At 61.7% G+C, this 22,450-nt stretch carries 24 protein-coding genes; 8 read left to right on the forward strand and 16 right to left on the reverse strand.

The features are described from left to right. Positions 1 to 18: 18 nt before the first annotated feature. The gene (locus AC07OF_RS01375) at positions 19 to 930 is read right to left on the reverse strand and encodes a LysR family transcriptional regulator (protein ID WP_038615849.1); all 912 of its coding nucleotides are present in this window, start codon (positions 928 to 930) and stop codon (positions 19 to 21) included. Between the two features lie 136 nt (positions 931 to 1,066). Between AC07OF_RS01375 and amaB the strand changes: the two genes are divergently transcribed. Further along, positions 1,067 to 2,557, forward strand: coding sequence for an L-piperidine-6-carboxylate dehydrogenase (gene amaB / locus AC07OF_RS01380; protein WP_495072499.1), 1,491 nt, complete (start codon positions 1,067 to 1,069; stop codon positions 2,555 to 2,557). A gap of 130 nt (positions 2,558 to 2,687) precedes the next feature. Continuing rightward, positions 2,688 to 3,974: an L-pipecolate oxidase gene (amaA, locus tag AC07OF_RS01385; RefSeq protein ID WP_157194661.1), complete on the forward strand. Its 1,287-nt coding sequence runs from the start codon at positions 2,688 to 2,690 to the stop codon at positions 3,972 to 3,974. 3 nt (positions 3,975 to 3,977) lie between these two features. Here the strand turns inward: amaA and AC07OF_RS01390 are convergent, their stop codons facing one another. The 8 genes from AC07OF_RS01390 to AC07OF_RS01425 all read right to left on the reverse strand — a co-directional run bounded on the left by AC07OF_RS01390 (position 3,978) and on the right by AC07OF_RS01425 (position 10,690). Continuing rightward, a complete protein-coding gene (locus tag AC07OF_RS01390) occupies positions 3,978 to 5,408 on the reverse strand; it encodes a mechanosensitive ion channel domain-containing protein (protein ID WP_495072500.1) in 1,431 nt (476 codons plus the stop codon). 70 nt (positions 5,409 to 5,478) lie between these two features. Further along, complete coding sequence (locus tag AC07OF_RS01395) at positions 5,479 to 5,979, reverse strand: outer membrane beta-barrel protein (protein WP_476446236.1); 501 nt, start codon at positions 5,977 to 5,979, stop codon at positions 5,479 to 5,481. 41 nt (positions 5,980 to 6,020) lie between these two features. Then, on the reverse strand, positions 6,021 to 6,707 hold the full coding sequence (locus AC07OF_RS01400; protein WP_476446235.1) for a DUF3313 domain-containing protein: 687 nt from the start codon (positions 6,705 to 6,707) through the stop codon (positions 6,021 to 6,023). A 135-nt stretch (positions 6,708 to 6,842) separates the two neighbouring features. Then, positions 6,843 to 7,319: a hypothetical protein gene (locus tag AC07OF_RS01405; protein WP_232478220.1), complete on the reverse strand. Its 477-nt coding sequence runs from the start codon at positions 7,317 to 7,319 to the stop codon at positions 6,843 to 6,845. After that, positions 7,319 to 8,098 carry a winged helix-turn-helix domain-containing protein gene (locus tag AC07OF_RS01410; protein ID WP_157194658.1) on the reverse strand — a complete coding sequence of 260 codons (780 nt, stop codon included), beginning with the start codon at positions 8,096 to 8,098 and terminating at the stop codon, positions 7,319 to 7,321. Before AC07OF_RS01410 ends, AC07OF_RS01405 begins: the two co-directional genes overlap by 1 nt. A 140-nt stretch (positions 8,099 to 8,238) precedes the next feature. Then, on the reverse strand, positions 8,239 to 9,735 hold the full coding sequence (locus AC07OF_RS01415) for a YifB family Mg chelatase-like AAA ATPase (protein ID WP_495072501.1): 1,497 nt from the start codon (positions 9,733 to 9,735) through the stop codon (positions 8,239 to 8,241). A gap of 219 nt (positions 9,736 to 9,954) precedes the next feature. Next, the gene (locus AC07OF_RS01420) at positions 9,955 to 10,383 is read right to left on the reverse strand and encodes a TOBE domain-containing protein (protein ID WP_157194649.1); all 429 of its coding nucleotides are present in this window, start codon (positions 10,381 to 10,383) and stop codon (positions 9,955 to 9,957) included. 43 nt (positions 10,384 to 10,426) lie between these two features. Then, positions 10,427 to 10,690: an accessory factor UbiK family protein gene (locus AC07OF_RS01425; RefSeq protein ID WP_038615819.1), complete on the reverse strand. Its 264-nt coding sequence runs from the start codon at positions 10,688 to 10,690 to the stop codon at positions 10,427 to 10,429. Positions 10,691 to 11,061: 371 nt separating this feature from the next. On the opposite strand from AC07OF_RS01425, the gene glnK reads away from it, so the two are divergent. The 3 genes from glnK (at position 11,062) to sutA (ending at position 13,575) form a co-directional block, all read left to right on the forward strand. Continuing rightward, positions 11,062 to 11,400 (forward strand): P-II family nitrogen regulator, encoded by a 339-nt coding sequence (gene glnK, locus AC07OF_RS01430; protein WP_002555808.1) that lies wholly within the window; start codon positions 11,062 to 11,064, stop codon positions 11,398 to 11,400. A 41-nt stretch (positions 11,401 to 11,441) separates the two neighbouring features. After that, positions 11,442 to 12,773, forward strand: coding sequence for an ammonium transporter (locus AC07OF_RS01435; RefSeq protein WP_157194648.1), 1,332 nt, complete (start codon positions 11,442 to 11,444; stop codon positions 12,771 to 12,773). Positions 12,774 to 13,248: 475 nt separating this feature from the next. Further along, positions 13,249 to 13,575 carry a dormancy-specific transcriptional regulator SutA gene (sutA, locus tag AC07OF_RS01440; protein WP_038615813.1) on the forward strand — a complete coding sequence of 109 codons (327 nt, stop codon included), beginning with the start codon at positions 13,249 to 13,251 and terminating at the stop codon, positions 13,573 to 13,575. 67 nt (positions 13,576 to 13,642) lie between these two features. Here the strand turns inward: sutA and AC07OF_RS01445 are convergent, their stop codons facing one another. Genes AC07OF_RS01445 through lptM form a run of 6 tightly spaced genes read right to left on the reverse strand, consistent with a single transcriptional unit; the run spans position 13,643 to position 18,214 of the window. Further along, positions 13,643 to 14,338, reverse strand: a complete 696-nt coding sequence (locus AC07OF_RS01445) for an HAD family hydrolase (RefSeq protein WP_157194647.1) — start codon at positions 14,336 to 14,338, stop codon at positions 13,643 to 13,645. Beyond that, entirely contained in the window at positions 14,335 to 15,234 is a 900-nt protein-coding gene (xerC, locus tag AC07OF_RS01450) for a tyrosine recombinase XerC (RefSeq protein WP_495072502.1), read from the reverse strand. Before xerC ends, AC07OF_RS01445 begins: the two co-directional genes overlap by 4 nt. Further along, the gene (locus AC07OF_RS01455) at positions 15,234 to 15,971 is read right to left on the reverse strand and encodes a DUF484 family protein (RefSeq protein ID WP_495072503.1); all 738 of its coding nucleotides are present in this window, start codon (positions 15,969 to 15,971) and stop codon (positions 15,234 to 15,236) included. The genes xerC and AC07OF_RS01455 overlap by 1 nt, the downstream gene beginning before the upstream one ends. Before the next feature lie 13 nt (positions 15,972 to 15,984). Further along, positions 15,985 to 16,815, reverse strand: a complete 831-nt coding sequence (gene dapF, locus AC07OF_RS01460) for a diaminopimelate epimerase (RefSeq protein ID WP_157194644.1) — start codon at positions 16,813 to 16,815, stop codon at positions 15,985 to 15,987. A 4-nt stretch (positions 16,816 to 16,819) separates the two neighbouring features. Next, a complete protein-coding gene (gene lysA, locus AC07OF_RS01465; protein ID WP_191830541.1) occupies positions 16,820 to 18,067 on the reverse strand; it encodes a diaminopimelate decarboxylase in 1,248 nt (415 codons plus the stop codon). Positions 18,068 to 18,076: 9 nt separating this feature from the next. Continuing rightward, positions 18,077 to 18,214 (reverse strand): LPS translocon maturation chaperone LptM, encoded by a 138-nt coding sequence (gene lptM, locus AC07OF_RS01470; RefSeq protein ID WP_038615799.1) that lies wholly within the window; start codon positions 18,212 to 18,214, stop codon positions 18,077 to 18,079. A gap of 191 nt (positions 18,215 to 18,405) precedes the next feature. Between lptM and cyaY the strand changes: the two genes are divergently transcribed. From cyaY to rnk, 3 genes are all read left to right on the forward strand, one after another. Beyond that, positions 18,406 to 18,738, forward strand: a complete 333-nt coding sequence (gene cyaY / locus AC07OF_RS01475; RefSeq protein ID WP_157194642.1) for an iron donor protein CyaY — start codon at positions 18,406 to 18,408, stop codon at positions 18,736 to 18,738. A 1-nt stretch (position 18,739) separates the two neighbouring features. Next, complete coding sequence (locus AC07OF_RS01480) at positions 18,740 to 18,961, forward strand: DUF1289 domain-containing protein (RefSeq protein WP_157194641.1); 222 nt, start codon at positions 18,740 to 18,742, stop codon at positions 18,959 to 18,961. Positions 18,962 to 19,094: 133 nt separating this feature from the next. Next, positions 19,095 to 19,514 (forward strand): nucleoside diphosphate kinase regulator, encoded by a 420-nt coding sequence (gene rnk, locus AC07OF_RS01485; RefSeq protein WP_157194640.1) that lies wholly within the window; start codon positions 19,095 to 19,097, stop codon positions 19,512 to 19,514. 3 nt (positions 19,515 to 19,517) lie between these two features. On the opposite strand, the gene AC07OF_RS01490 is transcribed toward rnk, so the two are convergent. Next, complete coding sequence (locus AC07OF_RS01490) at positions 19,518 to 22,364, reverse strand: class I adenylate cyclase (RefSeq protein ID WP_495072504.1); 2,847 nt, start codon at positions 22,362 to 22,364, stop codon at positions 19,518 to 19,520. Positions 22,365 to 22,450: the final 86 nt, after the last annotated feature.

Raw genomic sequence — 22,450 nt, forward strand, 5'->3', positions numbered from 1 at the left:
CGAAAAAAAGTCGATCTGTCATTCCGTGGATTCTTGATCTTCCGACGCCAGCTCGGCGGCGATCCAGTCGACCAGCGCCCGTACCTTGGGCACTTCTGCCGCGTGCTCGGCAAACGCCAGAAAATGCGCGCCATTGCTGCGCATGCTGTGTTGCCAGGGCACGATGAGTTTGCCTTCGGCCAGCTCCTGCGCTACCAGGTAACGTGGTACCAGGGCTACGCCGCAACCGGATTGGGCGGCACTGAGGCTCATATAGAAGGTGTCGAAGCGCGGCCCGTGGTAGCTATGGGCCGAATGCAGGCCTTGTTCGAGGAACCACTCATGCCAGGCTTCCGGGCGCGAGGTGCTTTGCAGCAGTACCAGCTCGGCCAGTTCGCTGGCGTCGTTCAAGGTGCGGCCCTGCAACAATTCCGCTGCGCAGACCGGCACCACCTCTTCACCGAATAGTTCTATACAGGTCGCACCGGGCCAGGTGCCCTGACCGTAGAAAAACACCACGTCGGCCTTGCCCTGCAGCAAGGCGAAAGGCTCCATCTCATTGCGGATATCCAGGTGGATGTTGGGGTGGCGTTTACCGAAGCCTTTGAGGTGCGGAATCAACCAGCGCACGCCAAAGCTCGGTTGAGTGGCTACCTTCAATACTTCGGTCTGCTCGCCATAAGAGAGGATGTAGCGGCTGGACATGTCGACCTGGGTGAGGATCTTGTTGACCTCAGCCAGGTAAAGCGCGCCGGCGGGTGTCAGTTGCAGACGCCGGCGGATGCGCAGGAACAGGTGATGGCGGAGCATCTCCTCAAGCTGCGCGACCTGTTTGCTCACCGCGCTCTGGGTCAGGTGCAGTTCTTCGGCGGCGCGGGTGAAGCTCAGGTGCCGGGCAGCAGCCTCAAAGCACTGCAGGGCGGCCATCGATGGCACCAGACGTTTGGACATAGCGGCCTCAGCAGCGGGTAGATCATTACCTGGCGGAATGATATGCAGAATAAAGGTCGTTTGTTGCGCCAGAGTGATCGGATTAATACTGATCCCGATCACTAATTCAACCACTCATCGCATGCAGGAGAAGAAAATGGTTGATGGACTGCTTGACCGCCTCGGTGTCCCGGCCAGTGCCTACACCCACGGCAACCATCCCGTTCACACCCCTATCGATGGCAGCGCGATTGCCTCGGTGCACCTGGAAAGCAAAGCCCAGGTCGTGGCCAAGATCGACAAGGCCGAGCAGGCCTTCCAGGCCTGGCGCAACGTGCCGGCGCCGCGTCGCGGTGAGTTGATTCGCCTGTTTGGCGAAGTCCTGCGGGAAAACAAGGCGGCGCTGGGCGAACTGGTTTCCGTCGAAGCCGGCAAGATCACCCAGGAAGGCCTGGGTGAAGTGCAGGAAATGATCGACATCTGCGACTTCGCCGTTGGCCTGTCGCGCCAGCTGTACGGCCTGACCATCGCCTCCGAGCGTCCTGGCCACCACATGCGTGAAACCTGGCACCCGCTGGGTGTGGTCGGGGTCATCAGCGCCTTCAACTTCCCGGTTGCGGTCTGGGCCTGGAACACCTCGCTGGCGCTGGTCTGCGGCAACGCTGTGGTCTGGAAACCTTCGGAGAAGACTCCGCTCACCGCGCTGGCCTGCCAGGCGCTGTTCGAGAAAGCCCTGAAAGCCTTTGGTGATGCGCCAGAAGGCCTGAGCCAGCTGATCATCGGCGATCGTGAAGCCGGTGAAGCGCTGGTCGATGACCCGCGCGTGCCGCTGGTCAGTGCCACCGGCAGCACCCGCATGGGTCGTGAAGTCGGTCCGCGGGTTGCCGCACGCTTTGGTCGCAGCATCCTCGAACTGGGTGGCAACAATGCCATGATCCTGGCGCCGAGCGCCGATCTGGACCTGGCCGTGCGCGGCATCCTGTTCAGCGCCGTCGGTACTGCCGGTCAGCGTTGCACCACCCTGCGCCGCCTGATCGTCCATCGTTCGATCAAGGACGAAGTGGTGGCGCGGGTCAAAGCCGCTTACGCCAAAGTGCGTATCGGCGATCCACGCAAAGACAACCTGGTCGGTCCGCTGATCGACAAACAATCCTTCAGCGCCATGCAGGACGCCCTGGCCCGTGCCCGCGACGAAGGCGGCCAGGTGTTCGGTGGCGAGCGCCAGTTGCAGGCGCAGTACCCGAACGCCTACTACGTGTCGCCAGCCATCGCAGAGATGCCGGCGCAAATCGCCGTAGTGCGTCACGAGACCTTCGCGCCGATCCTTTACGTGCTGGCCTATGACGACTTCGACGAGGCCCTGCGCCTGAACAACGAAGTGCCACAAGGCCTGTCCTCGTGCATCTTCACCACCGACCTGCGTGAAGCCGAGCGCTTCCAGAGTGCGGCGGGCAGCGACTGTGGTATCGCCAACGTCAACATCGGTACCAGCGGTGCAGAAATTGGCGGTGCCTTTGGTGGCGAGAAAGAAACCGGTGGTGGCCGTGAGTCGGGCTCCGATTCGTGGAAAGCCTATATGCGTCGGCAGACCAACACGGTGAACTATTCGCGTGAGCTGCCATTGGCTCAGGGGATTGTGTTCGACTGAACACCGCGTTGGCTTCATCGCTGGCAATGCCAGCTCCCACAGAGATCCCTGCTGTATGCAGAACCCTGTGGGAGCCGGCGTTGCCGGCGATAGGCGCTCTACCGAACAAGAACAATCAAGGAAGCCGGCCATGTCAGAGCTGCGCCAACAATGTCTGTGGGAACACGTAACCAGGCTCGCGACGCCGGTCGATAAACTGGCCAGCGAACTCAAGGCCGACGTCTGCGTCATTGGCGGTGGTATCACCGGCCTTAGCGCCGCGCTGCACCTGCTGGAGGCGGGCAAGTCGGTGGTTGTGCTGGAGGCCTGGAAAATCGGTCACGGCGGTTCCGGGCGCAACGTCGGTCTGGTCAACGCCGGTACCTGGATTCGTCCCGACGATGTCGAAGCCACCCTTGGCCATGAGCAAGGCAGCCGCCTGAACAAGGTGCTGGGTGAAGCCCCTGCTGAAGTCTTCGCCACCATCAAACGCCTGGGCATCGATTGCCAGGCACACAACAGCGGCACCCTGCACATGGCGCATAACGCCAGCGGCGTTGCCGACCTCGAAGCGCGTCACCAGCAGTGGAGCCGTCGCGGTGCCGACGTCGAGCTGCTCACCGGAGCACGCTGCGAGGAGTACTGCGGTACCGACAAGATTTCCGCCGCGCTGCTCGATCGCCGCGCCGGCACCATCAACCCCATGGCTTACACCCAGGGCCTGGCTGCGGCTGTCACCCGTCTGGGCGGGCAGATCTTCCAGCAGTCGGCAGTCGAAGGGCTGGAGCGCGAAGGTCGTGGCTGGCGGGTCAAGACCGGCCAGGGCTCGGTCAGTGCCGACAAGGTGGTGATCTCGACCGGCGCCTACACCGAAGGCGACTGGACGACCCTGCAGAAGCACTTCTTCCGTGGTTACTACTACCAGGTCGCCTCCGTGCCGCTGCAAGGCGAGGCCGCCGACAACGTGCTCAAGCATGGCCAGGGCTCCTGGGATACCCGCACGGTGCTGAGCAGCATTCGTCGCGACGATGAAGGCCGCCTGCTGCTCGGCAGCCTGGGGCGGGTTGACAACAAGCCGAGCTGGTTCATTCGCAGCTGGGCCGACCGCATCCAGAATCACTACTTCCCGCAGTTGGGCAAGGTCGAGTGGCAGATGCACTGGACCGGCTGCATCGACTTCACCCCCGATCACCTGATGCGCCTGTTCGAACCGGCCCCGGGCCTGGTGGCGGTGACTGGCTACAATGGCCGAGGCAACACCACCGGCACGGTGATCGGCAAAGCCTTCGCCCGGTTCCTGCTGCAGGACAACCCGGATGCCTTGCCGATTCCGTTCTCGCCGATGAAACCGGTATCGGCCCCGGCGCTACGCACCGGCTTCTACGAAACCGGGTTCTCGCTGTATCACGCCGGGCAATGCTTGCGCGTGGTGCTGTAACCGCTACTTGTGCAGCCAGCTGAGAAAGCCGCCTTTCTTGATGGCTGCCGGTTTCTGCTCCAGTAGCGACTGCCGGGTTTGCTGGCGAATGCGTTGCAGCTTGATCAACGCCGTCTTGACCTCACCGCGTTGCTCCAGGCAACTGCGCACGTCAGCCTTGTCGATACGGTAGAGGATGCAGCTGGTCAGGGTACGGAATTCGGCGGTGGAATCGTCCGTTTCCAGCAGGCCTTCCAGGCCCAGTACCTCACCTGGCCCCATGCGTCCGGCCTCGATCAGCTTGTCGCCATCGCGAATGCCCGCAGACACCACGCCTGTGCCGATCACCAACAGGTAATCCGAGCTGTCGCCAACCCCGAGGATCACCTGATCGGCCAGGTATTCCACCGCAGTCATACGCTGGCTGAGACTGTCTTTTTCCTCGCTGCTCAGTGAGCGGAAGATCCGCACATCCTCAAGCAATGCACGTTGTCGACTCCAGGTTTTCGGCGTCAGGGTGTCGCTGTTCCAGACCACACCCGCCGCTTCCAGGTGGCGGTGAGCAAGGTCGAACATATGGTTGCGCACTTCAACTTTCTGGTTCATGGAACTGACGAAACCACTTGCTTCGTACTCCACCGACTCCAGGGTCGAACTCTTGATCGTTGCCTTGGGCGGCGGTGTGGCGAGCAGCGTGCGTGTGCCCTGCAAGGTTTTCTCCAGGGCATCAAGTACTCGCCGCGGGCGCACCTTGGCAGGCACCACGACGCTGATGGAGACCCCATGTATATCGTTGGGCTGGCTGAAATTGAGCAGCTTGGCTTTGGCCGCGACCGAGTTGGGGATCACCGCCATGCTGCCGTTGCTGGTGAGCAGGCGGGTGGCGCGCCAGTCGATGTCGATGACTTTGCCTTCGGTGCCGTCGATGCTGATCGAGTCACCGACCTGATAGGGACGGGTGGTGTTGAGGACGATGCCGGAGAACACATCGCTGAGCGTGCTCTGCAGTGCCAGACCGATAACGATTGCCATCACCCCGGACGTCGCCAGCAGGCCTTTGACCGGCAGCTGCAGTACATACGCGGCGGCGGCAACAACCGCGACCAGGAAGATCACTGCACCCAGCACATCCTGCAACAGTCGTCCGGTATGGCCGCTACGTGAGCCCAGAATGACCCCGATCACCACCGTAACGGTCCGCGCCGCGAACAGCCACCAACCGATCCCCAGCACCGTCGCGAGCAAATTGCGCGGTACATCCTCGACCCAGGGTGCGGCTTGTAGGGGGCTGACCCCGGCGCTGATCAGCACCCAGGTGAACAGCAGGAACACCCCCAGCCGCAGGCCGATGCGCAAGGGGCGCCGGCTGACCGCGATCACCTGCCAGAGCAGCAGATCAAGTGCGATCAAGGTGATGCCGATCAGCAGGGGGTAACTCTGGGCAAAAGCGAACATACCTGTCTCACGACGCGGGGATGTTGCTAGTAAAGAGCAGGTTGGCGGCAATTACTACTGGCGCGTGGGCTCAGAACATCACGTAGGCACTGGCGCTGGTCTGGTCCAGATCGATATCGCCAACCTTCAACACTTCCTGTTCCAGACGCACGCCGATGTTACGGAACACGTCCACTTCGACACCGAGGCCGTAGGTCATGTCCAGGTCGCTGCTGTCGCCGGCGATATCGTTGTCAGCGTCCCAGGCATGCACGCCGGCGCTGGCGAACAGGCGCACGCGCTTACCGACCGGGATACCGAAGTGGGCGGCGGCCTGTAGCGAGTGGCCTTCGAAGTCGCCGTCCTTACCGCTGAAGTTGCCCAGGTCTACCCAGGCGCCTTCCACTGCCAGGTACGGATTCAGCCGGTAGCCGACAAAGGCCTTGTAGGCGTTGTCGTCGTCACTGAGCTGGTGCTCGTCGGTTTCCACCTTGGTCAGGCCGCCGCCCAGATAGAGGCCACGGTCATCTGCCACGGCGTTCACAGAGCTGAGTACAAGGAGGGCGGCTGCAAGCTGTTTTGCGAAGTTCATCGTTCGTCCAATGGAGTTTGGTTAATGGGAGAAAGGGCTGATCAAGCCGGTTTCTTGGGCAGGAACTCTCTGTCCAGGCGTTCACGGATCATCTGCGCGGCGGTGTCCATGGCCGGGTAGATGTCCTCGATCACAGGGGCCTTGTCCTGGCCGATGTTCCGGCCACTGGCCCGGTCTACGGCGCGGGCAAGGGTTTCACCGCTCAGGCTGTCGCTGACTTCGCTCTGGAAGAACAGATAAAGGGTTTCATCGCGTACGCCAGTGGCGTGCAGGGAGAGGCCGACCAGCATGCCGATGGGAATGTATTCGGTGACATTAGGATCACGCGGTTTGCGTTCAATATCGGCAACCGATACTTGTAGTGACAGTGCGCCCTTGGTGGGTTTGTCGACCAGGCGATAACCGCCAGCGGTGAGTTGTTTTACCAACTGGGTTCGGAAGTGTTGGCGCAGTTTGTCTGCATCACCATTAAACTTGGCAAGGCGCGGATCGGTACTGTCGAAAGAAATACTTTTCGGCAAGTTGAGGAAAATTGCTTTGTCATGGTTTTTCGACAAAGGCGCATCAGATTTCTTCCACGCAACGGTACCGTCATCGTGTTCGATAACGTGCAGAGGTGCGTTGGTTTTTTGTTGTTCCGGGGTTATCGCGGTGTCGATGCTTGGCGCCATCGAACAACCAAACAGGGTCATCGAGAGCAACAGCAGCGAAAGTGTTTTAAAGTGCATGGGAATTCCTGTTGAAGTCACGTTGAGGTGACCGGGCTATCCCCACTCTAGGGCCGCGAGTGAGGAAAACAGGAATCAAAAATTGTTATTTATGGCCTTCGCGCCGGTTCACACGGCGTGCGCCGCGGTCCGCCATCAATTGCTCATGCAGCGCATCCGGTCGAGCTCAAGGAAGTAGTAGCACAGCGCATCGCTGTCGGTAGGGATGATGACCAGGCTGAGGATAGAGCCGAGCCTGAAGTACTGACGGGCAAACAACAGATCGGAATGACGGCTGACGTCGAACAGTTCGGTCTGGCTACTGGCCTGGAGATCTTCAACTTTGATCTTTACTCGCCAGCGCGAGGTATCAACGAGCGAGGCGCCAACGGCAACATGCCGCTCTTTATCGCCGAGGCGCTCAAGTACACTAATCACTGCGCTGGGTTCACTGATGGTCAGCGCTTCCTTGGACTCCATTATTTCATTTTCTATGAAGTTTCGGCCCTCGGTACGATAAGGCTGACTATTAATGTAGGGGCGCGGCAGTGCAATCAATTGCATTACCAGACCTGCCAGAAAAATAGCGGCGATAACTAACCAGTGGCGCCAAGCTACTCGATTGTTTTTCATTATTCGCCCGCGCATTTTTTCAACATATTGATGAGTTGCTCATTCTGGAGCTGAAATTCAAAGTTGTAAGTGTGTCCTGTTGTGCGGATGCAGGACATATTCATCCGCGATCCTTTACGGCTGATAAAGACCTCGCCTTTGATGTTTTCTGTGGGCAAGTTTAAATTGGATATGTCAGTTTTGAGCGTGTTTACTTCTTGCTCGTTCTTGCCGACTGCTGAAATTGAAAGTTCGCCTTGTTTGATAACTGCAACATGCAATTCACGGGTCGGCTCATACCAGGCAACCAGGCGCCAAATGGACAAGACAGCAAATACTGTCGCCGCCAGGTACCCGAGAATCACCGCCGTGCCAATGCCTTGCCTGTTGTCCGGCGAGGGGGCGGGCGCAACCGGACTTGCCTGCTGAGGCTCATCTAAAGGCGCCTCAACGGCCTCGGAAGGGGCGACCATATGGTCGCTGTTGAAGCGATAGCCGCGTCGCGGCACAGTGATCACTATCTCGTGATCCTTGCCGTCGCCGAGGACGTTTCTGAGCATGAAAATGGATTGGTTGAGGCTGCCTGCCGAGACGACGCGGTCATCCCAGGCGAACTCCAGAATCGCTTCGCGCGAACAGATCGCGCCGGGTTCCATCAGCAGAAGTTCGAGTATTCGCGACTCTGCGCGCGCCAGTGTTAATTCCTCTGGCTCACCTTGGTTTTTGCTGATAATAATCTTGCAGTGCTCGGAATTAAACTCCACAAGGTCGCTGTTTTTTAGTCGAAAATTGTAGATCATCAAGCACTACGCGCGTTGTGGAATTCCTTACTATTATAATGGTCGTTATCGGCGAAGCAAGTCGATGAAGGGCGCTTGCTATTACGTGAGTGCATTAATAAAATATCGGGAACTCTATATTTCAAGACTGAAATAATTGCTCACGCTGTAGTTGTCGGCCGGTACTGCAATGCTTCGGCAAGATGCGAGCGGTCAATAAGCCTGGCCTGCTCAAGATCCGCCAGGGTTCGGGCCACCTTCAACAGGCGATGTGCCGCGCGCAGCGACAGGCTGAGGCGTTCACAGGCGCTTTCCAGCCAGTGCTGGTCGGCGGTGGATAACGTGCAGTGCTGGCGCAGGCCCGGCAGGTCGAGAAAGGCATTGGCGCAGCCCTGACGCTGTTGCTGAAGCACCCGGGCGCTGGCGACGTGCGCCGCGATGCTGGCGCTGCTTTCGCCATTGCCGGCAACCGGGGACAAGGCCGTGGCCTCGCGGGCAACGGTCAGGTGCAGGTCGATGCGGTCGAGCAAGGGGCCGGAGAGCTTGTTGCGGTAGCGCTGGATCTGATCGCTGCCACAACGGCAGCGTCCGCTGGGGTCGCCGAGATATCCACAGGGGCAGGGGTTCATCGCCGCGACCAGCTGGAAGCGTGCCGGGAAGCGGATCTTGTCTTTGGCCCGGGCGATGACGATTTCGCCTGACTCCAATGGCTCGCGCAGCACTTCCAGCACCCGCCGTTCAAATTCCGGCAATTCATCGAGAAACAGCACACCGTGATGGGCAAGGGTGATCTCGCCGGGCTGCGGGCGGCTGCCGCCACCTACCAGCGCCGCCGCGGAAGCGGAGTGGTGAGGATGTCTGAACGGTCGCTGCGGCCAGCTGCTGAGCGGTACGTGGCTGGCTACCGATTGAATCGCCGCCACCTCCAGGGCCTCGCGTTCATCCAGCGGCGGCAAGAGGCCGGGTAGACGGCTGGCGAGCAGGGTTTTGCCGGTGCCCGGCGGGCCGCTGAACAGCAGATTGTGCGCCCCGGCGGCGGCGACCAGCAGCGCGCGTTTGGCGGCTTGCTGGCCCTGGACTTCATTCAGATCGGGATACGGCCGGACCTGCAGCAGCAAACCGTTGGCGGCGTAGGGATTGAGCGGTGTCTGCCCGTTGAGGTGGGCTACCAGCTCCAGCAGATGCCCGACCGCGAACACCACCAGACCTGATGCCAGGCAGGCTTCCTCGGCATTCTCTTGAGGGACTACCAGTGCCCGGCCGGCTGCTCTGGCTGCCAGGGCAGCCGGTAGCACACCTTGTACCGGGCGTATGGTGCCGGATAGCGCCAGTTCTCCCAGGCATTCCAGTTCGCCCAGGGCGGTGGCCGGGAACTGGCCATTGGCGGCAAGAATCCCCAAGGCAATCGCCAGATCGAAGCGTCCGCCGTCTTTGGGCAAGTCTGCCGGGGCGAGGTTGAGGGTGATGCGCCGGGCGGGGAACTCCAGGCCCGAATTGAGGATCGCGCTGCGCACGCGGTCTTTGCTCTCCTTGACGGTCGCTTCAGGCAAACCGACCAGGGTTAGCGCCGGCAGGCCGTTGGCCAGATGGGCTTCGACACTGACCGCCGGGGCCGATACTCCGACCTGAGCGCGACTGTGGACAAGGGCGAGAGACATGAACACTCCATGATCGATACGGGGCCGCGTCCTGCGGCTTAACAAAGATAGTGGGGTGAGAAGGGCCAAGGCGAGAAAGAGTGAGTCTGTTTTTTACAGGCTAGATCTGTGACCGCGTTGCGATCGATCGCTGGCAAGGCCAGCTCCCACAGGGGTCGAGCATGCCGAACCATTGTGGGAGCCGGCCTTGCCGGCGATGAGGCCGGTGCTGCCGGGTGTTTAGCCGGCGACGCCCAAAATGATATGCGAGGCCTTGATCACCACGGTCGCCGACACGCCGGGCTTCAGGCCCAGCTCGTCGACCGCCTCGCGGGTAACGATGGAGAACACCTCGGTGCCACCGGCCAGTTGCACCACCACCTCGGAATTCACCGCGCCTTCGCTCACCCGCACAACTTTGCCTTCGAGGCAGTTGCGGGCCGAGAACCTGTAACCGCCGCTGTCGGTCATCAGCACCACCCACGGTGCCTTGACCAGCGCGACTGCATCCTTGCCCACGGCAATGCCGAGGCTCTGCAGGCTGGCCATGGTCACCACGGCCACCAACTGCTCACCGCCAGACAGTTTCAGGGTGACTTCGGCATTGACCGCGCCGGCCTGGACATTGCTGACGGTACCTTTGAACACGTTACGTGCACTGACTTTCATCGGGGAACCTCTGCTGGCTGTGATGTGTGATGGCGGCGCTGGCTTATTCCGCCGCAGGCGGGTTCAGGCGTGCTTCCATTTCGGCGACCTTGGCCTCCAGCGCTTCAAGACGGGCGCGGGTGCGGGCCAGGACGACCATCTGGCTGTCGAATTCTTCCCGGCTGACCAGTTCCAGTTTACTGAAGCCGCTTTGCAGCAGGGCTTTGAACTGGCTTTCGAGTTCGGCGCGAGGTTGCGAGGTGTCGCCGCTGAACAGGCGCGAGGCTTGGTCGCTCAGGGCATCGAGAAAGGCTTTGGGCGCGAGCATGTTCGGCTATCCGCTGTATCCAAGTGGGGCGCCAGTGTAGCACGCAGTATTAGCGGCCTTGAGCTGCACGCTTTTTGCGCATCGCGGTCAATCGTCACGCACCGTAATTGTGCAGCGAAACGCTGATGGCGACTGGCCAATTAACAGCGTTCAACGCAAGTGCCTGTAATTGGACGATTTAGCGGATCTGGCAAGGTTTCTGCTAAGACCTTGGTGACCCATGCACTGATGCAGTCACCGTGACGAAACGGGGTGCAGGCGGAGCATCAAGCGGTTTCGGTCGACGACGCGTTACAAAGCCAGGCGCTGCGCTTAGACTTGAGTCGGGTTTGTTTTCCTGGGGCAAGTCCACCAATTCGGGAGAGAGTTTCATGAAGCTAGTCACTGCCATCATCAAGCCGTTCAAGTTGGACGACGTGCGCGAGTCGCTGTCTGAAATCGGCGTGCAGGGTATTACTGTTACTGAAGTCAAAGGCTTCGGTCGGCAGAAGGGCCACACCGAGCTGTATCGCGGTGCTGAGTATGTGGTTGATTTCCTGCCCAAGGTGAAGATCGACGTCGCCATCGACGACAAGGATCTGGACCGGGTCATCGAAGCGATCACCAAGGCGGCCAACACCGGCAAGATCGGTGACGGGAAAATTTTCGTGGTCAATCTGGAGCAGGCGATTCGCATCCGTACCGGCGAAACCGATACCGACGCGATCTAAAAAAAGCCTCACCAAACCCCAACGCCCCAGGAGAAAACAACATGACTCTGCGTCAATTCGCAGGGCTAGGAGCCCTTTTGCCTCTCGTAATGCCCGGCCTGGCCCTGGCAGAGGAGGCAGCCCCCGTGCTCAACTCCGGCGACACCGCCTGGATGTTGACCGCCACAGCCCTGGTGCTGTTCATGACCATCCCGGGCCTGGCCCTGTTCTACGGCGGTATGGTGCGTTCCAAGAACGTGCTCTCGGTGATGATGCAGTGCTTTGCGATCACCGGCCTGATCAGCGTGCTGTGGGTGGTTTACGGCTATAGCCTGGCGTTCGATACCACCGGTATGGAGCAAGGTGTAGTCAACTTCAATTCCTTCGTCGGCGGCCTGTCCAAAGCCTTCCTGGCTGGCGTGACGCCTGCGAGCCTGACCTCTTCGGCGGCGTTGTTCCCCGAGGCGGTATTCATCACCTTCCAGATGACCTTCGCGATCATCACCCCGGCGCTGATCGTCGGTGCCTTTGCCGAGCGTATGAAGTTCTCGGCGATGCTGATCTTCATGGCCATCTGGTTCACCCTGGTCTACGCACCGATTGCCCACATGGTCTGGAGCGGCAACGGTGGCCTGATGTGGGACTGGGGCGTTCTGGACTTTGCGGGCGGCACCGTGGTGCACATCAACGCCGGTATCGCAGGTCTGGTCGCCTGCCTGGTGCTGGGCAAGCGCAAGGGCTTCCCGACCACGCCGATGGCCCCGCACAACCTCGGTTACACCCTGATGGGCGCGGCCATGCTGTGGATCGGCTGGTTCGGTTTCAACGCCGGCTCCGCCGCGGCCGCCAACGGCACTGCGGGCATGGCCATGCTGGTAACCCAGATCGCCACCGCCGCGGCGGCGCTGGGCTGGATGTTCGCCGAATGGCTGACCCACGGTAAGCCAAGCGCTCTGGGCATTGCCTCGGGTGTGGTCGCTGGCCTGGTCGCCATCACCCCGGCTGCCGGCACTGTCGGCCCGATGGGCGCCCTGGCAATCGGCTTGGTAGCCGGTGTGATCTGCTACTTCTGCGCCACCAGCCTCAAGCGCAAGCTCGGCTACGACGACTCGCTGGACGCCTTCGGTGTGCACGGTATCGGCGGTATCGTCGGCGCGATCCTCACTGGCGTGTTCGCAGCCCCGGCACTGGGTGGCTTCGGCACCGTCGAAGACATCGGCGCGCAAGTCTGGATTCAGGCCAAGGGCGTCGGCTTTACCGTGATCTACACCGCGATCGTCACCTACGTGATTCTCAAGGTGCTGGATCTGGTGATGGGCCTGCGGGTTAACGAAGAAGAAGAGTCGGTCGGTCTCGACCTGGCGCAACACAACGAGCGCGGCTACAACCTGTAACCGTCTCGAAAAATCTTGCCCGGCTTGCCGGGCATTTTTTTTGCCTGCAGTTTGTCGCTTTCAGGCAACGCAAACGGTTTCTTTCGGCGCTTTTGCCGCCACTTTTTCGGCTGGCTGCAGATAGGCAGAAAACTTACAGACCAGAGTGATAGTTAGGCACTTTGCTTTTTCTCTGAGCACGCTAGAATGCGCGCCGAAGGGAGCTGACAAGCTGTCCGCAAACTTCGCTACCCTTTGCTAGGCTTGCCAATGAGCAGGCTGATCACGCCAGGGTAGGCCGACGGTTCACTATCGGCAGCTCTTTAATTTCGTCAGGCCCTGCCAAGAGCGGGACCTGCACGGTGTTCGCCAGGCTCTTTGGCGCACACCCGAGGTGGCGGCAAACCCGCGACCCTTTGAATTTTTCCGGCGGCTGTCGATTTACGGCGCTGCTGGTCTATAACTAATGTGCTTTTCGCAAGTCATGAGGTAGAACATGAGCGACGACGATCTGGAAAATGACGACCTCGAAGTAGGCGACGAAGACGAAGGTGATGAAGGCCTCGAAGCGGCAGCCGATGATGTGGCTGACGACAGCGGTGACGACAGCCCGGTACCTGTTGCCAAGGGCAAGTCCAAGTCGGCAGCTGTCTCGGTAGACGAGATGCCGAGCATGGAAGCCAAGCAGAAGGAGCGTGATGCCCTGGCCAAAGCTATGGAAGAGTTCCTCTCCCGTGGCGGCAAGGTGCAGGAAGTGGAGGCCAACGTGGTCGCCGATCCGCCCAAGAAGCCGGACAACAAGTACGGTAGCCGCCCTATCTGAGTGGTTCCGTCAGCAAGAAAGCCCGCCGTCGCTGCGGGCTTTTTTGTGCCTGTCTGTAGGAGCGGGATCAGCGCCAGCTGTTGAGCAGCTCGGGCAGCTGCGAAAGGCGCTGGATTTCAGCGTCGGGACGGTTGTCGGCCTCCCAGGTCTTGCCCTGCGGGTTGAACCAGATGGCCCGCAGGCCCGCGCGCTGGGCGCCGGCAATGTCGTCGCCGGGATGGTCGCCGATATGCACCGCCGCATGGGCTTCGACCTGGCCCTGGCGCAGCGCTTCAAGAAAAGGCTGAGGGTCGGGCTTGCCAATCCCCAGGTCCTCGGCGCACAGGGCGAACTTGAAGTAGTCGGCCAGACCCAGGCGGCGCACATCGGCATTGCCGTTGGTGACCACGCCGAGGGTGTAGCTGTGGCGCAGGATCTCCAGCACCGGCTGGACCTCGGGAAAAATATCGATCTGGTGACGCGCGTGGAGGAACACCTCGAAGCCTTCGTTGGCAAGCTCCCGGGCTTTGTTCTCGCTGTAACCGACGTCCTCGAGGGCGCGGAACAGCACCTTGCGGCGCAGGGCACTGATGCGGTGCTTGAGCCCGGGCTCAGCCTGCACCAGGCGCTCACGGATGGCGTACAGGTGCTCCACGGGTACGGCGCCAAGGTCCGGCGCATTGGCGGCCAGCCAGTCGCGCAGGATGGCTTCGGCGCTAACGATCACGGGGGCGGTGTCCCACAGGGTGTCGTCGAGGTCAAAGGTGATCAGCTTGATGCTCATGAATCGCTGCCCTTACTGCGTTTAGCCCGAGGGTGGGCGCTGTCATAGACGGCGGCCAGGTGCTGGAAATCAAGGTGAGTGTAGATCTGCGTGGTGGCGATGTCGGCATGGCCGAGCATCTCTTGCACGGCGCGCAGGTCCTGGGACGATTCGAGCAGGTGGCTGGCAAAAGAGTGCCGCAACATGTGCGGGTGCAGGTTCTGGCCCAGCTCACGTTCGCCGGCAGCCTGTACGCGCAGCTGGATAGCCCGGGGGCCGAGGCGACGGCCCTGGCGGCTGACGAACACGGCGTTGTCCTGTGGTGCGCTGATGCCGCGTAATGCGAGCCATTGTTCGAGGGCTTCGCGTGCCTTGCGGCCGACCGGCAATACCCGCGTTTTGCTGCCCTTGCCGTGCACCTGGACCAGGCCTGCGGGCAGGTCGAGCTGGTTGGTATCGAGGCTGGTCAGCTCCGACAGGCGCAAGCCGGAGGAATAAAACAGCTCAAGCATGGCCTGGTCACGACGGGCGAGAAAGTCGTCTTCCACCGCGCCTTCGAGCAACTGCAAGGCACGATCGGTATCGAGGGTTTTCGGCAGGCGCCGTTCACCCTTGGGCGCCGACAGGCCATTGGCCGGATCATGGCTGCACAGGCCTTCGCGGTTGAGGTAGCGGTAGAAACCGCGCACTGCCGAGAGCAGCCGGGCAAGGCTACGGGACGACTGGCCGTGGTGATGCTGGCGGGCGATAAACTGGCGCAGGTGCTGGATCTGCAGGGCATTCCAGCTGTCGATACCGGACTTGGCACAGTAGGCCAGGACGCTGTCGAGGTCGCGGCGGTAAGCCAGCTGGGTGTGCTCGGACACCTGACGCTCATTGCGCAGGTGCGCGCAGAAGGCCTGCAGCTGGCGTTCCATCAGCGCACCGGGCGCAAGGTCTGGGTAAAGCGTGGCACCACGCGGCCGAGCACTTCAGCGATGTAGCTGAGGAACAGGGTGCCGACCGTGCTTTTGTAGTGTTGCGGGTCACGGCTGGCGATGGCCAGTACGCCGTGCAGGCCCTGGTGGTTGAGGGTGGCGACGGCGGTGGAGCCGACTTCCTTGCGCTGGTCTTCACCGAACAGGAAGTCCAGCTCATGGTCACGCAGATTGCCGCTGACCGTCTTGCCGCTGCACAACAGGCCACCGATGGCTTGCTGGGCGTCGGCGCTATTGACCCAGCGCCCGACTGGCGCGGCGGATTCGCCGAACAGGATCAGGCTGACGAAGGGCACCTTGAACTCCTGGCGCAGGCTGTCTTCGACGGCCATGACCACGGCTTCCAGGCTGTCGGCATCGAGCAGGTCGAGAATCAGCCGGCGGGTCTTGTCGAACAGCCGGTCGTTGTCACGGGCCACGTCCATCAACTGCGAGAGACGGTGGCGCATCTCGATGTTGCGGTCGCGCAGCAGCTTGAGCTGACGCTCCACCAGCGAAACGCTATCGCCGCGCTGATGGGGAATGTGCAGCTCGCTGAGCAACTCGTCGTGTTCGGCGAAGAACGTCGGGTTGTCACGTAGAAAGGCAACCACGGCCTCAGCCCCGAAGGCGGGCGTCGAGCCCTCGGCGCTAAGGTCGGTGGGCTGTTCGGCGGGAGCCTGGGGCTGATCGGTCATGGTTGGCACTCACTCATAGACGAACCTGTCCTTCAAAGACGCGTACGGCCGGGCCAGTCATCAACACCGGCTGGCCAGGGCCGGCCCACTCGATGGACAGGCGTCCACCGGGCAGGTCGATCAGCAAAGGCGAGTCCATCCAGCCCTGGCTGATCGCGGCCACGGCAGCGGCGCAGGCCCCGGTACCGCAGGCCTGGGTTTCCCCGGCGCCGCGTTCCCAGACACGCAATTGCGCGCGATGGCGGTCAATGACCTGGATGAAACCGACGTTGACCCGCTGCGGGAAGCGCGGATGGTGCTCGATCTGTGGACCCAGTTCGTGCACCGGGGCGCTGTTGATGTCGTTGACGCGCAGCACGGCGTGGGGGTTGCCCATCGACACCGCGGCCAGTTCGACCTGCTTTCCGGCCACCTCCAGCGGGTAGCTCAGGGCCTGGGCCGGGGCGTCGAACGGAATCTCGGCCGGCACCAGGCGAGGCGGGCCCATGTCGACGCAGATCTGCCCGTCGTTGCGCACGTCCAGCTCGATGATGCCGCCCTTGGTTTCAACGCGGATACGCTTTTTCGCGGTCAGGCGCTTGTCCAGCACGAAGCGGGCGAAGCAGCGCGCACCGTTGCCGCACTGCTCGACCTCGGAACCGTCGGAGTTGAAGATCCGATAGCGGAAATCCACCTCCGGGTTGCTCGGCGCTTCGACGATCAGCAACTGGTCGAAGCCGATACCGGTGTGGCGATCGCCCCATTGCTTGGCGTGCTTGGGCAAGATGTGCGCATGCTGGCTGACCAGGTCGAGGACCATGAAGTCGTTGCCCAGCCCATGCATTTTGGTAAAACGCAGTAGCATGGGTTTACTCCGGCAGCAGGCTTTCGCCGGCGAACAACTCGGCTACGGTTTCCCGGCGGCGAACTTCGAACGCCTGGTCACCATCGACCAGGACCTCGGCGCAGCGACCACGGGTGTTGTAGTTCGAGCTCATGACAAAACCATAGGCGCCCGCCGAGTGCACCGCCAGCAGATCGCCTTCGGCCAGGTTCAGCGTACGCTCCTTGGCCAGGAAATCGCCGGTTTCGCAGATCGGTCCGACCACGTCGTAGGTACGCCCTTCACCGGCGCGCGGCTGCACCGCGGTGACGTTCATCCAGGCCTGGTACAGGGCCGGGCGAATCAGGTCGTTCATGGCCGCATCGACGATGGCGAAGTCTTTGTGTTCGGTGTGCTTGAGGTATTCGACGCGGGTCAGCAGGACACCGGCGTTGGCCACGATGTAGCGGCCCGGTTCGAACACCAGGGCCAGGTCGCGCTCGCCGAGGCGTTCGCGGATGGCTTTGATGTAGTCGCCGGCCAACGGCGGCTCTTCGTCACGGTAACGCACGCCAACACCGCCACCCAGATCCAGGTGACGCAGGTGGATACCGCAGTCGCCGAGGCGGTCGATCAGCGCCAGCAGGCGGTCGAGGGCGTCGAGGAAGGGTTCCAGCGTGGTCAGTTGCGAGCCGATGTGGCAGTCGACACCGACCACTTCCAGGTTAGGCAACTGGGCGGCGCGAATGTACACCTCTTCGGCATCGGCGATGGCGATACCGAACTTGTTTTCTTTCAGACCCGTGGAGATGTACGGGTGGGTGCCGGCATCGACGTCCGGGTTGACCCGCAGCGAAATCGGCGCGCGCAGGCCCATCTCGGCGGCAACCACTTGCAGGCGTTCCAGCTCGTCGGTGGACTCGACGTTGAAGCAGTGCACGCCGACTTCCAGGGCGCGACGCATGTCTTCACGAGTCTTGCCGACACCGGAGAAAACCACGCGATCGGCGCGGCCACCGGCGGCCAGCACACGCTCCAGCTCACCGCCGGAAACGATGTCGAAGCCTGCACCCAGACGGGCCAGCAGGTTCAGCACGCCGAGGTTGGAGTTGGCTTTGACGGCAAAGCACACCAGGTGCGAAACACCCTGCAAAGCGTCGGCATAGCTACGGTACTGGGCCTCGATGTGGGCGCGCGAGTAGACATAGGTTGGCGTGCCGAAACGTTCGGCAATGGCCGACAGGGCCACGCCTTCCGCGAACAGTTGACCGTCGCGGTAGTTGAAAGCGTCCATGGGTTACCCTTACTGGTGCTTGTGCGATTGCGACTTTTGACCGTCTTTGCCGTCTTCTGGCAGGTACAGCGGGCCCTTCTGGCCGCAGGCGGAAACGAGGCAGGCAACCGCGACGAGCGCCGCGAGGGTGGAGATCAGGCGCTTCATGGCGTAATCCTTTGTAATAAGCAGTATTGCGCCCGAGTATACCGAGCGCCTGCCGCCTTGCCTATGCGGGCGGCCCGCCGTCGGGCGGGGGCTGCCGGGGGGAGGTGGCGGGCGTTATCCTTTGCATTCGGCGCGCCGCGCTCGTATCTTGCCCGGCTTGCGTGTGTGCAGACATTTTTGAGGTTCTTGCAATGAGTTTGACCGAAGCGCGTTTTCACGACCTGGTCGACGCGACCCAACAGGCCCTGGAAGACCTGTTCGACGAAGCTGATCTGGATCTGGACATGGAGAACTCGGCAGGGATCCTGACCATCAAGTTCGAAGACGGCGCCCAGCTGATCTTCAGCCGCCAGGAGCCGCTGCGTCAGCTGTGGCTGGCCGACAAGTCCGGTGGCTTCCACTTCGACTACGACGAAGCGAACGGCAAGTGGACCTGCGAGAAAAGCGAAGAGCTGCTGGGCGAGATGCTTGAGCGCATCGTCTGGGAGCGTGCGGGCGTCAAGCTCGACTTCGAAGAGATCTGAGATGAGCAACGCGCCAAAGCCGGCCAAGCCGCTCTATAGCAATGTCAGTCCGGCGGTGCCGTCGCCTTGCATCAGCACCTGCCGACTGGATGAGCACAAGGTCTGCATTGGCTGCTTTCGCCATGTCGAAGATATTCGTCAGTGGCGTTCGGCCGATGACCAACAGCGCCGGCAGATCTGCGCGCAAGCCCAGGCGCGTCGGCAACTGGCAGGATCGGCCTAAACCCTGCGGGTATTGTGTATTTACTTGGCTGTGGTAGTGTCGAGCTTGCTTCGGCTGTGCCGAATTCCTGCAAACCCCGCCCTTGGGCGGGGTTTTGCTTTATATCGCTCAAAAAAAGGAGTCTGACTGGATCATGAGCACCAAGCCTTCCATTATCGTCACCCGATTGGACGTTCAGCGTCTCGAGCGTCTGATCGACAGCCTCGACGAGAAGACGCAGGATTCTCCGGGTGTGCTCGCCTTGCAGGACGAGCTGGACCGCGCCGAGCAGGTCGGTCACGAGGAAGTTCCGGCCGGTGTCGTGACCATGAACTCCCGGGTTCATTGCCGCGAAGAAGCCAGCGGCAAGGACTACCACCTGACGCTGGTCTATCCGAAGGATGCCAATGCCGACGAGGGCAAGATCTCGATCCTCGCGCCGGTTGGCAGCGCGCTGCTGGGCCTTTCGGTGGGCGCCAAAATTGATTGGTCACTCCCGGGCGGCAAGACCCTGAAGCTTGAGCTGCTGGCGGTCGAGTATCAGCCAGAAGCTGCGGGCGACTTCGACCTCTGAGCCTTATGCCTGCGCCAGGGCTTCGTTGAGCGCCCGCTCCAGCTCGCCCTTGTAGCGCAGGTAGAGAATGCTCGAACCCAGGCCGTCGGCCAGCAGGCCGGACAGGTCCAGGTCGGTGATGTAGCAACGGTAGCGCTCGGTCTCGCGGCGCTGCCCGATGATTTCGCGGGCGACCACGGCATACAGCTGGTCGCCATGTTCAAGCTCGGAAAACTCCCGCTGATTGCAGTACAACGTGACCTGCACGTCATCGCTGGCGCCTGCCTGCAGAATCGCCTGCACTTCGTAATAGGGCGTGTCGATGGCGGTGATCGTAACCTGCCGCGTTTCCACCTGACGGACCTTGCCAGTGCCTGATGGCAACAATTGGTAATAAAGAATATCCAGCGAGCCCTGGGCCTGCAGGCTGTCCAGCGGCAGGCGGGCTTCACGGCGAAACACGACCGACTGCAGAAAACGCTGCAACGGCAGCAACAGGCTGTTTTCATCATGAAACGGCAGGCGTTGTTGCCATAGCGCGTTGTGCTCATCCAGTACGTAGACATCCGCCCAGGCATCCTGCACCCGGTAGAACAGCTGGATGCACTGCGGCTGGCCCAAGGGCAGGATCTGGGCCAGGTCCAGCTCCTGCAGGGCGTTGGCATCCAGGTGCAGCGGGCTGTAGTCGCTGCGTTCTTCGCTGAGGTAACGCAGCACGGCTTCCTGATCATCAAGCGTGACCAGGTTCACCGCCCCGGCCTGCAATTCCAGTACATGAGTGTGCTGCTGGACCTGCAGCAGATAGCGGTGGTTGAGATGCTGCGCCAGCAGTGCCTGGGCGCTGGTGAATACTTCCTCTACCCGCTGGGCGATGGCCTGGGCGCGGTTATGGCAGAAGCAACGTACGCGCAATCTGGGCGAATGGTTGGCGCCGAGGTTGCCGAGGAAATCTCGCAGGCAGCGTAGCAGGGCATGTTCGCCGTCGTAGCGGTGTACCTGGACCTCGTTCCAGCTGTTGAGGGTGACCTGGTCCAGGGTCAGCACCAGGTTCTCGCGCACGCCGGCATAGCTCAGCGAGTCGGTGCGCTCGGTGGTCATCAGGATGTTCAGGTCGCGATGGTGACGCAGCGGATCGACGCCGACGTTGACCAGCAAGAGGATTTCGTCAGCCTCGCTTGGCTGCAGCAGGCGTTGTTCGCTGACCGCCGGCAAGGGCAGGGCGACGCTCTGTTGCAGGCTACCGAGCAGGTTGAACAGCTCGTACTCGCTCAGGTCGCTACTACCCGGGTGCAGGGCCAGACGCGTGCTGCTGTCGATCACGCCGTTGCGGTGGGCCCAGGTCAACAGTTCGAGCAGCTCGCGGCAGCGTTTGATCGGGGCGAAGTGCTCCCACTCGTGCACGCCAAGATTGCCGTTGTACAGGCCCCAGTGGAGTTGCCCTGGCTCTTTGCGGTTGGGCGACTGGACCAGGGTCAGGGTGTCTTCGGCGAGGTCCGGGGCGATTCCCGGGTTGATGAATTCGACTTTGCCGGCGCGGCGTTCGAAGGCCGCATACAGGCGTCGGCCAAGGACGCTGAGGTCGCGTTGGTCGATGCGGCTGCTGGCGTTCTGGCCACGGGCGAACTGGCACAGAAAGCGGTAGCTGTAGTTGAGCTCGGCCACCAGCTCGCGGCGCTCGACCTCGACCTGGCGCACTTTCCACTGGCTGCGGCTGTCGAGCAGGGCCAGCTGACGTTCGTCCCAGCCCCATTCCTGGCTCAGCCGCTGCAGCAGGTCGCGTTGCCAGCTGGCGCTGCGTTGGCGGGCCAGGCCACTGAGTTTCTTGTTCACTTTCAGGTACAGGCTGCGGCGCACCAGTTCCAGGCGCTGCTGTTCGCCGCGCCCTAGCAGGTACCGCTCGATGCGCCGGTAAACCATCATGTACGGGTCGAGTTCGTCGAGGTCGAGGCGATTGGCGAACACTGCCTGTTTGAACTGCAGGCTCAGGCACTGCACCTGTGGGTGTTCGCTGGCATAGACCTCGGTCAGCAGCAGCTTGAGCACCGACTTGTACGGCGACTCGATGCCCTTGAACAGTTGCCAGAGCCCGGCGCCGACGAACTCGCCGGGCGGGATATGCGCCAGATGGCCGAGGTCGAGGTGCTCCTCGGCGCGCACGAAGCGCTTGGACAGCAGGGTTTCGATGTAGCGGTGGTAGCGCGGTTCTTCGTAGACCGGCACCAGCCACCACAAAGGTGTACGTCCGGCGAGCCAGATGGCGGTGCGGTAGAACTCGTCGAGCAGCAGGTAGTGCTGGGTGGTGCCGCAGTCATCGGAGCTCAGTTTGCTGTCGCGTTCGCCTTTGGCGAAGCTCTCCGGCTCGATCAGGAACAGGTGGGCTTCGGCACCCTGGCTGGCGGCCCAGCTCTCCAGGAGCTGGCACTTTTTGCGTAGCTCCTCCAGGTCACTGTCATTGAGGTCGGCGGCGTGGCAGACCCAGACGTCCATGTCGCTCTGCTCGGCCTGGGCCAGGGTGCCCAGGCTGCCCATCAGGAACAGGCCGTGGATCGGCTGGGGCGGGTTGCCGCGGCGCGCCTTGTAGGCGAACGAACGGGTCAGGCGCTGGGCTTCGGCCAACAGCTGGGCATCGGGTTCGAAATTGGCGACCCCCGCCGGTGTAGCGCCGGACACATAACCGGGCAGCAGCGGATGATTGACGTGGAAGAACAGCGGCAGCAGGGTCATGACCTGCTGTTGACGGCTCGACAGTCCGTCCATGGCTCGCTCCAGGCGCCCCCGATTGAGCGTCAGGAAGCGTTGGCGCAGCTGGCTGAGCACCTTGCGGTCAATGCCCTGATCAAGGTCGGGGCGGATTTCGTGGGGGTGGTTCATCGCGGGCTACAACCGGCCGTCTGGGGGGAAGCTGTGGCGAGTTTAAGCGTTAATTTAATTTTGACGCCATTTTATTAGCACTCAAT

Source organism: Pseudomonas sp. GW821-FHT10B02 (assembly GCF_059415665.1).

Excerpts from the sequence above, each read along its gene's own strand:
- AC07OF_RS01375 (WP_038615849.1), bottom strand. The coding sequence starts at position 930 with ATGTCCAAACGTCTGGTGCCATCGATGGCCGCCCTGCAGTGCTTTGAG.
- amaB (WP_495072499.1), top strand. The coding sequence starts at position 1,067 with ATGGTTGATGGACTGCTTGACCGCCTCGGTGTCCCGGCCAGTGCCTAC.
- amaA (WP_157194661.1), top strand. The coding sequence starts at position 2,688 with ATGTCAGAGCTGCGCCAACAATGTCTGTGGGAACACGTAACCAGGCTC.
- AC07OF_RS01390 (WP_495072500.1), bottom strand. The coding sequence starts at position 5,408 with ATGTTCGCTTTTGCCCAGAGTTACCCCCTGCTGATCGGCATCACCTTG.
- AC07OF_RS01395 (WP_476446236.1), bottom strand. The coding sequence starts at position 5,979 with ATGAACTTCGCAAAACAGCTTGCAGCCGCCCTCCTTGTACTCAGCTCT.
- AC07OF_RS01400 (WP_476446235.1), bottom strand. The coding sequence starts at position 6,707 with ATGCACTTTAAAACACTTTCGCTGCTGTTGCTCTCGATGACCCTGTTT.
- AC07OF_RS01405 (WP_232478220.1), bottom strand. The coding sequence starts at position 7,319 with ATGAAAAACAATCGAGTAGCTTGGCGCCACTGGTTAGTTATCGCCGCT.
- AC07OF_RS01410 (WP_157194658.1), bottom strand. The coding sequence starts at position 8,098 with ATGATCTACAATTTTCGACTAAAAAACAGCGACCTTGTGGAGTTTAAT.
- AC07OF_RS01415 (WP_495072501.1), bottom strand. The coding sequence starts at position 9,735 with ATGTCTCTCGCCCTTGTCCACAGTCGCGCTCAGGTCGGAGTATCGGCC.
- AC07OF_RS01420 (WP_157194649.1), bottom strand. The coding sequence starts at position 10,383 with ATGAAAGTCAGTGCACGTAACGTGTTCAAAGGTACCGTCAGCAATGTC.
- AC07OF_RS01425 (WP_038615819.1), bottom strand. The coding sequence starts at position 10,690 with ATGCTCGCGCCCAAAGCCTTTCTCGATGCCCTGAGCGACCAAGCCTCG.
- glnK (WP_002555808.1), top strand. The coding sequence starts at position 11,062 with ATGAAGCTAGTCACTGCCATCATCAAGCCGTTCAAGTTGGACGACGTG.
- AC07OF_RS01435 (WP_157194648.1), top strand. The coding sequence starts at position 11,442 with ATGACTCTGCGTCAATTCGCAGGGCTAGGAGCCCTTTTGCCTCTCGTA.
- sutA (WP_038615813.1), top strand. The coding sequence starts at position 13,249 with ATGAGCGACGACGATCTGGAAAATGACGACCTCGAAGTAGGCGACGAA.
- AC07OF_RS01445 (WP_157194647.1), bottom strand. The coding sequence starts at position 14,338 with ATGAGCATCAAGCTGATCACCTTTGACCTCGACGACACCCTGTGGGAC.
- xerC (WP_495072502.1), bottom strand. The coding sequence starts at position 15,234 with ATGGAACGCCAGCTGCAGGCCTTCTGCGCGCACCTGCGCAATGAGCGT.
- AC07OF_RS01455 (WP_495072503.1), bottom strand. The coding sequence starts at position 15,971 with ATGACCGATCAGCCCCAGGCTCCCGCCGAACAGCCCACCGACCTTAGC.
- dapF (WP_157194644.1), bottom strand. The coding sequence starts at position 16,815 with ATGCTACTGCGTTTTACCAAAATGCATGGGCTGGGCAACGACTTCATG.
- lysA (WP_191830541.1), bottom strand. The coding sequence starts at position 18,067 with ATGGACGCTTTCAACTACCGCGACGGTCAACTGTTCGCGGAAGGCGTG.
- lptM (WP_038615799.1), bottom strand. The coding sequence starts at position 18,214 with ATGAAGCGCCTGATCTCCACCCTCGCGGCGCTCGTCGCGGTTGCCTGC.
- cyaY (WP_157194642.1), top strand. The coding sequence starts at position 18,406 with ATGAGTTTGACCGAAGCGCGTTTTCACGACCTGGTCGACGCGACCCAA.
- AC07OF_RS01480 (WP_157194641.1), top strand. The coding sequence starts at position 18,740 with ATGAGCAACGCGCCAAAGCCGGCCAAGCCGCTCTATAGCAATGTCAGT.
- rnk (WP_157194640.1), top strand. The coding sequence starts at position 19,095 with ATGAGCACCAAGCCTTCCATTATCGTCACCCGATTGGACGTTCAGCGT.
- AC07OF_RS01490 (WP_495072504.1), bottom strand. The coding sequence starts at position 22,364 with ATGAACCACCCCCACGAAATCCGCCCCGACCTTGATCAGGGCATTGAC.